A 13,793-nucleotide genomic window follows, 5' to 3' on the forward strand; every position below is an offset into this window, starting at 1 on the left:
ACCAGTCTTCCCTCTTTTCAGGTTGGTTTGCCCATATCAATGTTGTCTTCCTTGAGTGGCTACCCATTTCTGCCCGGCTGCTGTCAGACGGTACTTCTGACGGCTGCTGCGTGGCTTGTCTGGAATTGTCATTTCAATAGCGCCGACCTTTAATGCCGGACGCAGATAGGATTCCCGAAAGTGGTCTTCATGCTTCAACCCAAGCGCTGCTTGTATATCTGAGCGCTTCATTTCGCCTTGCAAGACCGCGAGTAGTCGTGTGACTTCCCCGGTGACTTCCCCGGTGACTTCCCCGGTGACTTCCCCGGTGACTGGTGGGGTATCATCCGTCCACTCCGCCTCTGGCCGCCAAGCGATTGCACTGAATTGATTGCCTGAAGGGTCATTAAGCAAGTCAATCTTTGGCCATGCCTCAAGCGCTCGTGGAATGCCACTGCCCATACCGCGATAGGGTAAGATATGGCTGGCATGTTCGGTGAGCGTAGGATTACGGCGGATGGTCTTACCCCGGCGAATGTCCTCAGCGCTCAGGCTATCCGGCAGGTGGCCAGGGCTGACAATCTCCACACGATCGGCAAAGACCATCAAGCGGACGGAAGCGCTGGTGAAGTAGTCTCGGTGAATCAAGGCATTGACCAACAACTCTTCCAGCGCCGTTTCGGGAATCTCCAACTCGCCCAGGGTGTTGAAACTACGCCCGTGCTGCACATGGTGCAAATTGCGCTTGATAAAGGCAAAAGCGCCACGGAACTGCTCCAGTAGGGTGCCCTTGATATCTTCGCTATCCAGGTAGCGAGTATCGTGCAGCGCGGTGCCGGGGAAGGCCACTGCCTTCACTTCAAAGGCCGGACGCCAGCGCTGAGGATTGCGACCAAACAGCATCAGCCCCGCCAGATTCAACTCCTGCCCATCGCCCAGGCCCAAGTTCTGCAGCAACTGCTCCCGTGTCAGACCGGAGAACTCGCTGCTCTCACCATAGCGGCGATTGAAGTAGCCAGTAAACGCCTTGTCATCGATATCCTCCACCGAAGTACCCGCTACTGGTACTACATCAGCGTAAACCAGCCCAGAACGCTGGAACATGCGCTGCAGTTCTTCGCGGGAGGTCACATGCCGTTTGTCCGACCCCTGCTTGACCCAAATGCGGCCTTGATTATCAAGATACGGTTTGGCCAGCCCATCGGGCACCTCCATCACTATTACAATGCCCTGATCTGTCTGCACATTCTCGGTCAGCGGATGCACGGGAGGACGTACATGCTGGGAGGCAGCGTTGCCAAGTAGCTGGTTCAACCGCCGTACCGCCGCGCCATCCAGCCCTGCAATTGAGCCGTCATCATTGACGCCCAGCAACAACCACCCGCCGCCACTGTTGGCAAAGGCGGCCATCTCAGCGGCAAGGCCATCCGCGTTGGTGGCATCGCGTTTGAACTGGTGGCGGCTGTCTTCGCCGCGTGCGACCATATCAAGAAGTTCACTTATCGTCATGGCTTACTTCGCTTCAGCTCGCGATGGAGAAAGGCGTCAATTTCAGCGTCTGGTCAAGCCTCTTCGCGCTGGATGCATTGTGCCTACCCCAATTTATGCGGCACGACCTCATGGCCCATCTCTTTATAGCGCTGCCAGCAGGCGCGTTTGGCGACCAGCACCTGTTGGTGCTGATTAATAATCTCGGCAATTCGCGCGTAGCGCTCTACGCCTTCGGGTATTTCCGGGTGTAGATTAAGCAGCGCGGTTTCTTCCGTGGGCACCGGCAACTGCTGCCAACCTAGCGTAATCGGCACGCTGGCAGCCATCTCGCTATCTTCTAGAGCATGGGGTAAATAGGCGTCCGGGCGGAAATTCCATAGCGCGTTATCGGCCTGCTCGGCGAGGGCTTTGTCTTCACAGTGGAGATGCAGGCGGTAGCCTTTGCGCCAGATGGTCTCGGCCAGTTTGCAGGCGAACTGCAAGCGCGCCTCCAAGGTAGTATCGGGCAGAATGTAGAAATCAATGCGCGCCATAGCGGTTCCAGGTAAAACGATTTCAGATACGTCGATTGCAAACAGCACCGCCGCAAGAATGCGGCGGTGCTGAAAGGATAAGCGCTGGTTTTAAAACCGCTTAAACCAGCTGGGTTAGCCAGCCGTACTTATCTTCGCTGCGGCCATACTGCAGGTCGAGCAGCTTGGTACGAATGCGCATGGCAATCTCATTATTGCCACCGGCAGCTAGCTTGATACGCTCGTTTTCGCTGACCAGTTCACCTACTGGGGTGATAACCGCGGCGGTACCGCAGGCAAAGATCTCGGTGATCTCGCCAGACGCCGCGCCTTCGCGCCATTCGTCAATGCTAATCGGGCGCTCTTCCGGCGTTAGGCCTTCATCTTTCGCCAGGGTTAGTACCGAGTTGCGGGTCACGCCTTCCAAAATCGTGTCGGTCAGGCGCGGGGTCACCAAGCGGCCATCTTTGAAGACGAAGAACAGGTTCATGCCGCCGAGTTCTTCCACCCACTTGTTTTCAGCGGCATCGAGGAACGCGACCTGACCACACTGGTGGGCTTCGGCCTCTTTCTGCGCAGCCAATGAAGCAGCGTAGTTACCGCCACACTTGGCAAAGCCAGTACCGCCGGGGGCTGCGCGCTTGTAGTTAGACGAGAGCCAGATTGATACCGGGGCAATGCCGCCTTTAAAGTACGCCGCCGCGGGGGAGGCGATCACGTAGTAGTCCACCTCATGGGCGGGGCGTACGCCCAAGAAGGCTTCCGAGGCGATCATAAACGGACGCAGGTAGAGGCTGCACTCGTCAGATGCGCTGGCGGGTGTCGGTACCCAGACATGGTCTTGCGCTAATAGCGCTTTTAGCGAGCCAATAAAGTCTTCATCGGAAAGTTCCGGCAGCGCTAACCGGCGGGCACTGCGGCGGAAGCGCTCGGCGTTTTTCTCAGGGCGGAACGTCCAGATAGAGCCGTCGGCATGGCGATAGGCCTTGATGCCCTCAAAAATTTCCTGGCCGTAATGCAGCACAGAGGCGGCGGGATCCAGCGTTAGCGGGCCGTAAGGGCGCACTTGGTGGCCGTGCCAGTCGGCGTCAACCGTCCAGCGCACATGGGCCATGTGATCGGTAAAGTGTTTGCCAAAGCCGGGGTTTTTGAGAATGTTGTCACGGATCTCATCGGCTATCGGCTGGTTGGATGGCAGAATCTCAAAGTTAGTGGGCACGGCATGTTCTCTCTACTTGATCCAAGCCCTGAAGGGCAAATATAGGCGTCGTAATATAAGCGTTAAAGTGGTCGTAGCGTGTGCCTTGAGATAAGGCACACGCTAATGGGTTTAGGTGTAACGGTTGCGTCAAATAAAGGCAACCGTTGATTGCCCAATTGTGTTGTTAGACGTCGCTATTTTCTACTTGGGCGTCTGCTTCACGGTCAAGCAGGTACTGGGTTAACAGCCCAACGGGGCGGCCGGTGGCGCCTTTTTGCTTGCCGGAGTGCCATGCGGTGCCGGCGATATCCAGGTGCGCCCAGGGGAAGTGATCGGCAAAGCGTGACAAGAAGCACGCAGCGGTAATCGTGCCTGCCGGGCGGCCACCAATATTGGCAAGGTCGGCAAAGTTGGACTCAAGCTGCTCTTGATACTCATCCCACAGCGGCAAGTGCCAGGCGCGATCCCAGGCGGCTTCGCCCGCATCCAGCAGATCCAGTGCCAAGTCATCGTCGTTGGAGAGCAGGCCGGTGGCGTGGTGGCCCAGGCCAATAATCACGGCGCCGGTGAGAGTGGCGATATCCACTACACTGGCCGGGGTAAAGCGCTCGGCGTAGGTGAGTGCATCGCACAGCACCAGGCGGCCTTCCGCGTCGGTGTTAAGCACTTCGACGGTCAAACCTTTGAGGGTTTTGATGATGTCGCCGGGCTTGGTGGCATTGCCATCTGGCATGTTTTCCGCGGCGGCAACAATAAATACCAGGTTGAGCTTGGGTTTAATCGCCAATACCGCTTTGACGGTGCCGAACACGCTGGCGGCGCCGCACATATCGAACTTCATTTCGTCCATGCTTTCGCCGGGCTTGAGCGAAATGCCGCCGGTATCAAAAGTAATGCCTTTGCCTACCAATACATGGGGCGCTTCTTCGCTTTCTTCGGCGCCCTGGTACTTCATAACGATCAAGCGTGTCGGCTCTTTGCTGCCGCGGCCTACGGATAGTAGCGAGCCTGCGCCCAGAGCTTCCAGCGCTTCTTCATCGAGAATCTCGACCTTGAGCGCGCCTTGTGAGTCGCGACCCAACTGCTCTGCCTGCTCGGCTAAATAGCTGGGCGTACAGACGTTACCGGGCAGGTTGCCCAGCGTGCGGGTGTAGTTGATGCCTTGGCCAATAGCGTTGCCCACTAACGCACCCTGCTTAACCTGCGGGACAGCGTCAGCATCGGTGATAATTAACGTTAGCTTGGCGAGGCTGGGGGCTGGCGCGGGCGAGGATTTGAACTGATCAAAGCGATAGATAGCCCGCTCCGCAGATTCCATTACCTTGCGCGCTTTCCAGGCCGCATCGCGGTCAGTCAACGGAACATCGCCAAATACTACGCTGGCTTCGTCAATAGGCAGTTTCACTAGCGCGGTCATGGCCGCATCCAGCGCCTTGATGAAGGCCGCTTCCTGGCATTTTTCGCGCTCTCCCAAGCCCACCAGCAAAATGCGTTCGGCCCCCAGGCCTGGCGCAAAGGGTACTAGTTGCACGTTGCCCAGTGCTGCGTCAAAGTCGCCGCGTTCGAGCAATTGGCCAATCAGGCGCTCGCTGGCGTCGTCCAGTTTGGCAACGGTGGGCAGGAAGTCGCCACCTTTATAAACCGGCACCAAAAGGCAGGGTGTTTCAGCTTTGGCTGGGTTCGCGGTCTGAACGGAAAATTCCATGACGTCTCCAACAAGACAAGCATCGAGGGATTCGGGATAATGCCCCGTTGCTTTTGATTTTGAAAAGGGACTGAAAATAGTTTGATTAGTGTACCCAAGCCATACGCTTATTGCATGGCATCCTGCACGACTAGCCGGAGAGCGCGTTGATTTTATTTCGGTATCTAACTCGCGAAGTATTACTCACCATGTCGGCAGTCGCTGGCATTCTACTGCTGGTGATTATGGGCAGCCGCTTTATCCGCTATTTTTCGGACGCGGCGGAGGGCGATATTCCCGTCACCATGCTAGGCAGTCTGATGATGTTTCACCTGCCTGGCTTTATGGAACTGATTCTACCGCTGTCGTTTTTTCTAGGCATCCTGCTCGCCTACGGGCAGCTCTATATGAACAGCGAAATCACTGTAATGGTCGCCTGTGGGATGAGCCCCACGCGGCTATTGAAGGTGACGTTGCTGCCTGCCAGCGTGGTGGCGGTACTGGTCGGTGTCTGCAGCCTGTGGCTAACGCCTTTTGGGGCGCTGCAAACCGAGACCGCGCTGGAAGAACAGCGCAGTCGCCTGGATGTTTCCGTGTTGGCGCCGGGGCGCTTTCAAGAGTTCGGCGGTGGCCGTACCGCTTACATCGGCAGCTTCTCAAGCGACGGAACGGAAATGCAGGATGTGCTGGTGCACGAGCAGAACCAACAAGGCGACGAAGGTACTCACGACTACGTTACCCGGGCGGCATCGGGCTATCAGGAAACCCGCCTCGAAACGGGTAGCCGTTTTCTGGTGTTGGATGACGGTGAGCGCTACGGGGTGACGCCGGGCGATAAGAGCGCCGAGCGGCTAACGTTTGAGCGTTATACATTGCGACTAGGGCTGAATCGCGACCGGCAGGAACTGGATTCACTGGAGTACGCCACTACGCCTGCGCTATGGAGTAATCCAAGCCCCCGTGCCCAAGCCCAGTGGCAGTGGCGGGCAGGGCTCCCGCTTATGGTGTTTGTGCTGGCCTTGATGGCGCAGCCGCTTTCCCGGGTTAATCCCCGCCAGGGGCGCTTTGGCAAACTGCTGCCCGCGGTATTTTTATACGTCGCCTATCTTAGTCTGCTGCTCGCGGTTGTCGATGCGATTGGCAGTGGCACTTGGTCCACCACGCTGGGCGTGTGGCCAGTCCATGGGCTGTTTTTAGGGCTGGGCCTATTATTGCTATGGCGCTCGCAACGCAAGGGGATGCGATAATGGTGCTTGACCGTCTTGATCGTTATATCGCCCGCAACGTGCTGGCGGCCATTATCGTCGTTCAGTTCGTGCTGCTGGGGTTGGATATTACCATCGCTTATATCGATGATTTAGGCGATGTGCAGGCGGGCTATACCGCCTTCGATGCGCTGCTTTACCTGCTAATGCGCACGCCTTGGCGATTCTATCAGTACGCCCCGGTAGCCGTATTAATTGGCGCGCTGATTGGCTTAGGCAGCATGGCTTCCAGCAATGAGCTTACCGTTATGCGCGCCGCTGGGCGTTCTCTGGCGCGCATTGTATGGGGGGTGATGAAACCCGTGCTGGTGGTCGTGGTCGTGGTGCTGTTAGTTGCCGAATACGTTAGCCCACGCACCGAGCAGTATGCCGAGGCGTGGCGGCTGGAAAAACTCCAGGGTGAAGGCGCTGTGTTGACCAGTCGCAGCGGCTGGCAGATAGAGGGTGACAGCGTCTACCGTTTTGGGGCAATTCGCGCGGATAACGTCGTGCTCGATTTAACCCGCTATCGCTTTGATGACCGCCAACTGGTCGAAGCCACTTACGCTCAGCGCGCACACTGGGAAAACGATGCCTGGCGTTTGGAAAACGTCGCTACCACGCGTATTTTTGACGATCACACCGAGTCTGAGCAGATGGCAAGCATGGGTTGGGACACCTCTTTCACCCCCACCCAGCTAGAGAGGCTGCTGCGCGATATTGAGAGTCAGGCGCCCAGCGAGCTTTGGGCCTATGCCCAGTTCCTTGAAGAGCAGAACCTGCAGAATGATCAGGCACTGCTGTATTTTTGGCAGAAGATGCTGATGCCGCTCACCATGGGGTCGCTGGTGCTGATTGCCGCCTCCTTTGTATTTGGCCCGCTGCGCACCGTGGCCGCTGGTACTCGGGTGTTTTATGGCGTTGTCACTGGGCTGAGCTTTAAGTACGTTCAGGATCTACTGGCGCCCGCCTCGACGATATTTGGCTTTTCACCCGTCTGGGCCGTACTGGTGCCGACTCTGGCCTGCGCTGGGGTCGGGATCTACTTTCTACGTCGCAATGGTTAATGCCGCAATAGTAGCCATCACAGCCTCGTATCGTCCAGAAACAGCCAGCAACCACGAAGAGAACTATGCAAACACGACGCTTTACTCAGTTGGACAGCGTATGGCCAGCCGGTCTTGGCCGACGACTGGGCGCCATGCTGTATGACGGCTTTTTGGTCACCGCGATTTGGATTGCGGTGACCGTCGTGCATATGCTGTTTTTCCGCTATGTGCTGGGTCAACAGCCCGAAGAGATTGGCACTACGGCCAGCGATGTTTTGAGTTTGCAGCTCTTGCTGGTGTTTTTTGTCACGCTGTTTTTTGTTTTCTCCTGGTCGCGCGGTGGTATGACCTTGGGTATGCAGGCATGGCGATTACGGGTGCAAACGGTAGACGGGGATTCACTGAACTTGAAGCAATGCCTCATCCGCTGCGCGGTGGCGTGGCTCTCGCTGCTGGCGTTTGGTTTGGGCTACTTATGGGTGCTGTTCGATAAACAGCGGCGTAGCTGGCCGGATATTGCTTCCAACACGCAAACGGTGGTTTTGCCGAAAAAATAATTTCAGCTGGTATGGGGCAAAAAGTGCTTTTACGCCAGTACGTTATTTTGCTGCTCTTGCTTATTAAGACGAATGGATAGCAAAAAGCAGTCATTTCTACTTGATAAGATGTATGCGAATCATTTACATTCATCTCATGATTTTTATGAGGTGTCGCCATGTACGTTTGCGTGTGCAAGGGAGTAACCGATCATCAGATTCGCCAGCACGTTAGCGACGGAGCGCGCAGCTGGCGAGAAGTACGCGAGGCAACCGGCTGCGCAACGCAGTGCGGTAAGTGCGCGTGCTACGCTAAATCAATTACCCGCGATGCCGTTCAGGAAGCACGTCAAGAAGCCGATATGGGCCTTGCCTACGCCGTGTGACGCGAATCACTATTGTTAGGGTTATCTTTAGCAAATAACTGATTTGCTTGAACTTTTAATCATCTTATCTATACTCTCAGAAACGCTGGGGGTATAGCTATTTGCGCCTATACTCTTCTCCAAACGTAACTGCTTGATCGTATTGTCTAAACTAGATTAAACATCAGCATTACAGTAGAAAAGGTGACGTCATGAAAGGTGATACGAAAGTTATTGAGCATCTCAATAAGGCGCTCGGCAACGAACTGGTTGCGATCAATCAGTACTTTTTGCACGCCAAGATGTACAAAGACTGGGGCCTAAAAGCACTCGCCAAGTGGGAATACGATGAGTCCATCGAAGAGATGCAGCACGCTGACAAGATCATCGAGCGTATCCTATTCCTGGAAGGTATTCCCAACCTGCAAGACCTGGGCAAGCTGCACATTGGCGAAAACGTCAAAGAAATGCTCGAAAGCGATCTAAAAATTGAGCACGATGGCCGCAACGACTACATCGAAGCCATCACCTATTGTGAAAGCGTTAAAGATTACGTTACCCGCGACATGCTCCGCGATCTGCTCGCCGACGAAGAAGACCATATCGATCACATCGAAACGGAACTTGGTTTGATCGACAAGGTGGGTATTCAGAATTACATGCAACGCCAAATGCAGATGGCAGGCGACGAGTAAAACGCTATCGCGCGTATGTCGCGTATGTATAGAAGTAAGCTAGCAACCAAAACTAGCTAAAAAGCAGCCAGTCAGGGCTAACTGACTGGCTGCTTTCGTTCTAAGGTCTCCTTTAACCTATCGATTTTCCTGCTTCCCTTTTCCCCTATGCGTTCCTTCACTACTTACCCATCTAACATTTTTGCGGCAACTTGGATTTCGCGCTGAGGTGTGCCGATAGCCAACGGCGCTAACTTAGCCAGTGAGTGTCATAAGCCTGACATCGTTATGATGTTGGATGGTTAATCGGACATAGCAAGTTTAATAACTTAATCAGTCGTTTCTTAAGCTTAGGCAAGGGATTAACTCCATCATGATACTCAAACGCAGACCAACCCTGTTGGCGCTGGCTGCTGTGCTGGCCGCCACGCAAGCGGCAGGCGCGGCAGATCAACATTTCAACCGCATCGCCAGTTTCGCGGTTCCCGATAACATGGCCGAGGGCGAGGATCGTACACGCGAGACCGCGCCTGAAATCATTGCTGCTTCCGGTGATGGCATGACGCTGGTGTATACCGATAGCCCGCTGGGCGTGATTGGGCGCATCGATATCAGCGACCCGGCTAATCCGCAACCGCTGGGTAATATCGTTATGGACGGCGAGCCTACGGCCGTATCGGTGCTCGGCAATATGGCCTATGTCGGAGTGAATACATCGGTTTCCTACAGCGAACCTTCCGGGGAGCTGCGCACGGTCGATTTAGCCAGTGGCGAGATACTCGCCTCCTGCCCGCTGGACGGACAGCCCGATAGTGTAGCTTCCGCTGCGGCCCCCGATGGGCGCTTTGTCGCTGTCGCCATTGAGAACGAACGCGACGAAGAGGCGGGCGATGGACGTGTACCGCAGATGCCCGGCGGTTCCGTGGCACTGGTGAAGATCAATGCGGAAGGGCTGGTTAACTGTGACAGCCTGCTCTACGCCGACGTAACCGGGCTCGCCGAGATCGCCCCCGAGGATCCCGAGCCGGAGTTTGTCGATATCAACACCCTGGGTGAGACCGTCGTGACCGTGCAGGAGAACAACCACCTGGTGGTGCTCGACTACGCCGGTAAGGTGGTGGCGGATTTCAGCGCCGGGACTGTCGACCTGGACGGCATTGACGCCAGCGATGACGGTGCACTGATCTTCAACGAGCAGCAAGCCGAGCGTCTGCGCGAGCCGGATGCGCTGCAGTGGATCGACAACGACCACTTCGCTATTGCCAACGAAGGCGATATGGATGGCGGCGCGCGCGGCTGGACGATCTTCAACAAGCGTGGCGAGGTGGTATACGAGTCAGGTACTTCATTCGAGCGCGCGGTGATTGAAGCGGGTCACTACCCCGATAAGCGTTCGGATGCCAAAGGCAGCGAGCCGGAGGGGATGGAGTTTGCGGTGTTCGAAGGTACGCCCTATGTCTTCCTGCTTTCCGAGCGCGGCTCGCTGGTGGGCGTTTATGACGTTAGCAACCTGGCCGAACCGCAGCTCACCCAGCTACTGCCCTCGGGCCTGTCTCCCGAAGGCGCCGTGGCGATTCCCAGCCGTGGCCTGTTAGCCACCGCCAATGAAGGAGATCTGGGCGAAGACGGCGGCCCCCGCGCCCATGTCATGATTTATCAATACCAGGATGCGCCAGCGGTCTATCCCACCCTGACCTCGGCGGGCGCTGATGAACTGATCGGCTGGGGCGCACTTTCCGGTTTGGTCGCCGCTGATGACATGCTCTACGCGGTCAACGACAGCTTCTACAGCGCCCAGCCGCGCATCTTTACCATCGACCCCTCAGCCTCCCCGGCGCGGATTACGGCAGCACTGGACGTGACCCGCAACGGTGAGCCTGCGCTAGGGCTGGATATGGAAGGCATTACCACCGATGGTGAAGGTGGCTTCTGGGTCGCTTCCGAAGGTAACGACAAAGGCCTTGCCAACACCCTTTATCATGTGGGTTCCGACGGCGAGATTATCCAAGGAATTGCACTGCCCGAGGCGCTCGCTCAACAGGCATTGAAGTGGGGATTAGAAGGCGTCACGCGCATTGATGATCAACTGTGGCTGGCGGTGCAGCGCCCTTGGCAGGATGACCCCGAGGGCATGGTCAAGCTGCTGCGTTTTGATATCGACAGTGGCGAGTGGGCCGCTGTTCATTACCCGCTGGATAACGTGGAACAGGGTTGGATTGGCCTCTCCGAAATCACCGCCCATGGCGATTGGCTTTATTTGATCGAGCGCGACAACCAGATCGGCGCCGAGGCGAAGGTTAAGCAAGTGACCCGCGTTGCCCTGGACGGCCTGGAACCCGCCCCGCTGGGCGGTGAGCTGCCGGTGGTCGAGAAACAGCTAGTGCGCGACCTGATTCCCGACCTGGCCAGCTACAACGGCTTTGTGGTGGACAAGATTGAAGGAATGGCGATCAACGATAATGGCAACGCCTGGCTGGTCAGCGACAACGACGGTGTGGACGATAGTTCCGGCGAGACCTACTTCTGGTCGATACCGCTAGAGTAGTCCCTGCCTGTATTCGTCTATACCGCAGCAGCATGGAAGCGATAAACATGAGGAGTAGGGGAGAAAAGGTAGGATAAAAGAGATAGGAGAAAAAGCGAGGGCACGCATCAAACACGGTTATGTGGCTGATGTGTGCCCTTTTTTGTGGCGTGACTCTTGTGTGGAGAGTGTCTTGTGAAGAGCGTCCTGTGAAGAAAGTGTGGCGGTAACGTTATGGAGCGCCTAACTATTTAGCGGCAATCGCCTCACCGCTGTCCACAAACTGGCTCGGTACCGCCGGCTCATCAACGGCAAAAGTTGCCCGGCTTAGACGACGGACACGCTTCATAAACAGCGCGATGCAAAGGAGCGTACCTAGCGCCGCGACCACATAGCTTAGCTGCAGCGGTAGACCAAAACCGATCGGCGCGTAGGCTAAGTAGGTAAACGTGGCCATGGTCATGAAGGTGGCTGGGATCGAGGTGATCCAGTGAGGCTTACGCGACAGCACCAAGTACATGGTGCCTACCCACAGCGCGATCACGGCGGTGGTCTGGTTCGCCCAGGAGAAGTAGCGCCATAGCAGTGTGAAGTCCATATGGGTTAGCGCGTAAGACACCACAAACAGCGGTAGAGCGACCATGACGCGCTTCATAATCGGCTTTTGATCGATCTTGATGTAGTCGGCGATGATCATCCGTGCGCTGCGAAAGGCGGTATCGCCCGAGGTGATCGGCAGCACAATAACGCCGAGCACGGCCAGGGTGCCGCCTATAGCGCCGAGCATGGTGGTAGAAACTTCGCTTACCACCGCAGCAGGGCCACCGGCTGCCAGCACATCGGAAAGCGACTGGTCGCCATAGAACAGGCTCATGGCGGCGGCCGCCCATATCATTGCGATAATGCCTTCGGTGATCATCATGCCGTAGAAAATTTTGCGACCATTGGTTTCGTTTTGGGTGGTGCGCGAAATAATCGGCGTTTGGGTGGCGTGAAAACCTGAAAGCGCGCCGCAGGAGATGGTTAAAAACAGCAGCGGGAAAATCGGTGCGGCGTCAGGGTGCATGTTCTGAAACGAGAGCTCAGGGATCGGAGCGCCCGTGATGATCAAGCCGATACCGATACCCGCCGCGCTGAACAGCAGCAGGGCGCCAAAATAGGGGTAGATACGGCCAATGACCTTATCAATCGGCAGCAGGGTGGCGATCAAGTAATAAATAAAGATAGCGACGATGATCAGCGTTAACGACAGCGAGGTCATATTGGCCAGCAGCGCCGCAGGCGAGGTGACGAATACCGTACCGACTAAAAGCAGCAGCAGAATCGCGAAACCATTGACCACATGCTTCATCGCTTTACCCAGGAACTTGCCGGCCAGTTGCGGCAGGTGAGCGCCGTGGTTGCGGATCGAGATCATGCCGGTCAGGTAATCGTGAACAGCACCGGCAAAGATACAGCCAATCACAATCCACACAAACGCCACTGGCCCATACAGCGCGCCGAGAATCGGGCCAAAAATAGGGCCGACACCGGCAATGTTTAATAACTGAATGAGTGAATTGCGCGTAGTGTTCATCGGCACATAGTCGATGTTGTCGCGCATGCTGAAAGCGGGCGTCTGACGCTTGCGGTCAGTTACAAACACACGCTCAACGAATTTCCCATAGGTAAAGTAGCCCGCTATCAGCAGCAGGATCGATACGATAAAGGTGATCATCTAAGGTACCTAGAGCAGTGAGGGGGATGGGCGAGCATGTCGGAGAGCATGCAAGCAGGCACTTCTTTAGCAGAGCTGAATGTACAGATAACCACTATAAAATCACAGCTAGACTTTAGTGGGCCGTAAGCAAAAAAAAGGACAGCCGAGAGGCTGCCCATTTTGTCGATTAACAACAACGGTAAAGCTTAAGACTCTACGACGCCGCAAGCCATTCGGGTGCCGCCGCCGCCCAGGTGGGGTTCATCTTTGTAGGTGTCGCCGCCTTCGTGAATCATCAAGCTGCGGCCAGGCATATCTTCCATGCTCAAGCGCGGCGCCAAGACGGGGAGATTGGCTTCGCCATCTTCATTAACGGTTAGCACCGGTAGATCGCCTAAATGACCTTCTCCATAGGGGCCTTGGTGAGTGCCGGTTTCTTCAGGGTCATAGTGTCCGCCAGCCGACAGTGCTGCAGTCATCTCGCCACTGTCATTCTCGGCGGGATCACAGCTGGCGTTCTGGTGAACATGAAAACCGTAGACCCCAGGCTCAAGGCCCGTCAATGAAGGTGTCAGCAGTAAGCCGTGATCCGTATGTTCAAGGGATACGGTACCGATTGACTCTTCATTACCCTCGGTGCTGACTTTATGCATCTCGACATCAAGCGTTTCATTGGCTTGTGCCGCTGAGGTGGCGAGCAGCAGCGAGGCGGCAATAGCGGTAAGCGGTGTTGAGAAACGTATAGTTGAATAGCGCATGTTGATCTCCTTCCGAATCCATGGAAACGCTGTAGCAGCGTTGCTTACTCAAGGTAGTTGGCTAGCAGTTACATTGC

General features: G+C 56.0%; 12 protein-coding genes. 6 read left to right on the top strand and 6 right to left on the bottom strand.

Annotation, left to right across the window (positions count from 1 at the left end):
• Nucleotides 1-36: 36 nt before the first annotated feature.
• From E0L35_RS12250 to E0L35_RS12265, 4 genes are all read right to left on the bottom strand, one after another.
• Nucleotides 37-1,488, bottom strand: a complete 1,452-nt coding sequence (locus tag E0L35_RS12250; RefSeq protein WP_138800416.1) for a Fic family protein — start codon at nt 1,486-1,488, stop codon at nt 37-39.
• Between the two features lie 83 nt (nt 1,489-1,571).
• Nucleotides 1,572-2,003: a DNA polymerase III subunit chi gene (locus E0L35_RS12255; protein ID WP_022520155.1), complete on the bottom strand. Its 432-nt coding sequence runs from the start codon at nt 2,001-2,003 to the stop codon at nt 1,572-1,574.
• A 100-nt stretch (nt 2,004-2,103) separates the two neighbouring features.
• Nucleotides 2,104-3,201 (bottom strand): branched-chain amino acid aminotransferase, encoded by a 1,098-nt coding sequence (locus E0L35_RS12260; RefSeq protein WP_138800417.1) that lies wholly within the window; start codon nt 3,199-3,201, stop codon nt 2,104-2,106.
• A gap of 166 nt (nt 3,202-3,367) precedes the next feature.
• Nucleotides 3,368-4,888, bottom strand: coding sequence for a leucyl aminopeptidase (locus tag E0L35_RS12265; protein ID WP_138800418.1), 1,521 nt, complete (start codon nt 4,886-4,888; stop codon nt 3,368-3,370).
• Between the two features lie 146 nt (nt 4,889-5,034).
• Between E0L35_RS12265 and lptF the strand changes: the two genes are divergently transcribed.
• From lptF to E0L35_RS12295, 6 genes are all read left to right on the top strand, one after another.
• Nucleotides 5,035-6,114, top strand: a complete 1,080-nt coding sequence (gene lptF / locus E0L35_RS12270) for an LPS export ABC transporter permease LptF (protein WP_027957799.1) — start codon at nt 5,035-5,037, stop codon at nt 6,112-6,114.
• A complete protein-coding gene (lptG, locus tag E0L35_RS12275) occupies nt 6,114-7,178 on the top strand; it encodes an LPS export ABC transporter permease LptG (RefSeq protein WP_053856902.1) in 1,065 nt (354 codons plus the stop codon). Before lptF ends, lptG begins: the two co-directional genes overlap by 1 nt.
• A 65-nt stretch (nt 7,179-7,243) precedes the next feature.
• Nucleotides 7,244-7,717 (top strand): RDD family protein, encoded by a 474-nt coding sequence (locus E0L35_RS12280; RefSeq protein WP_138800419.1) that lies wholly within the window; start codon nt 7,244-7,246, stop codon nt 7,715-7,717.
• Nucleotides 7,718-7,875: 158 nt separating this feature from the next.
• Nucleotides 7,876-8,082 carry a (2Fe-2S)-binding protein gene (locus tag E0L35_RS12285; protein WP_008959830.1) on the top strand — a complete coding sequence of 69 codons (207 nt, stop codon included), beginning with the start codon at nt 7,876-7,878 and terminating at the stop codon, nt 8,080-8,082.
• A 191-nt stretch (nt 8,083-8,273) separates the two neighbouring features.
• Complete coding sequence (gene bfr, locus E0L35_RS12290; RefSeq protein ID WP_009288515.1) at nt 8,274-8,756, top strand: bacterioferritin; 483 nt, start codon at nt 8,274-8,276, stop codon at nt 8,754-8,756.
• 352 nt (nt 8,757-9,108) lie between these two features.
• Complete coding sequence (locus E0L35_RS12295) at nt 9,109-11,280, top strand: esterase-like activity of phytase family protein (RefSeq protein ID WP_138800420.1); 2,172 nt, start codon at nt 9,109-9,111, stop codon at nt 11,278-11,280.
• 226 nt (nt 11,281-11,506) lie between these two features.
• Here the strand turns inward: E0L35_RS12295 and E0L35_RS12300 are convergent, their stop codons facing one another.
• Both E0L35_RS12300 and sodC read right to left on the bottom strand, forming a co-directional pair.
• Nucleotides 11,507-12,976, bottom strand: coding sequence for a carbon starvation CstA family protein (locus E0L35_RS12300; protein ID WP_009288516.1), 1,470 nt, complete (start codon nt 12,974-12,976; stop codon nt 11,507-11,509).
• Nucleotides 12,977-13,164: 188 nt separating this feature from the next.
• Nucleotides 13,165-13,716 carry a superoxide dismutase family protein gene (gene sodC, locus E0L35_RS12305; RefSeq protein ID WP_041157540.1) on the bottom strand — a complete coding sequence of 184 codons (552 nt, stop codon included), beginning with the start codon at nt 13,714-13,716 and terminating at the stop codon, nt 13,165-13,167.
• Nucleotides 13,717-13,793: the final 77 nt, after the last annotated feature.

The sequence above is a fragment of the Halomonas sp. ATBC28 genome (genome assembly GCF_005937175.1).
In the GTDB taxonomy this organism is placed as follows: domain Bacteria; phylum Pseudomonadota; class Gammaproteobacteria; order Pseudomonadales; family Halomonadaceae; genus Vreelandella; species Vreelandella titanicae.

Excerpts from the sequence above, each read along its gene's own strand:
- E0L35_RS12250 (WP_138800416.1), bottom strand. The coding sequence starts at position 1,488 with ATGACGATAAGTGAACTTCTTGATATGGTCGCACGCGGCGAAGACAGC.
- E0L35_RS12255 (WP_022520155.1), bottom strand. The coding sequence starts at position 2,003 with ATGGCGCGCATTGATTTCTACATTCTGCCCGATACTACCTTGGAGGCG.
- E0L35_RS12265 (WP_138800418.1), bottom strand. The coding sequence starts at position 4,888 with ATGGAATTTTCCGTTCAGACCGCGAACCCAGCCAAAGCTGAAACACCC.
- lptG (WP_053856902.1), top strand. The coding sequence starts at position 6,114 with ATGGTGCTTGACCGTCTTGATCGTTATATCGCCCGCAACGTGCTGGCG.
- E0L35_RS12280 (WP_138800419.1), top strand. The coding sequence starts at position 7,244 with ATGCAAACACGACGCTTTACTCAGTTGGACAGCGTATGGCCAGCCGGT.
- E0L35_RS12285 (WP_008959830.1), top strand. The coding sequence starts at position 7,876 with ATGTACGTTTGCGTGTGCAAGGGAGTAACCGATCATCAGATTCGCCAG.
- bfr (WP_009288515.1), top strand. The coding sequence starts at position 8,274 with ATGAAAGGTGATACGAAAGTTATTGAGCATCTCAATAAGGCGCTCGGC.
- E0L35_RS12295 (WP_138800420.1), top strand. The coding sequence starts at position 9,109 with ATGATACTCAAACGCAGACCAACCCTGTTGGCGCTGGCTGCTGTGCTG.
- E0L35_RS12300 (WP_009288516.1), bottom strand. The coding sequence starts at position 12,976 with ATGATCACCTTTATCGTATCGATCCTGCTGCTGATAGCGGGCTACTTT.
- sodC (WP_041157540.1), bottom strand. The coding sequence starts at position 13,716 with ATGCGCTATTCAACTATACGTTTCTCAACACCGCTTACCGCTATTGCC.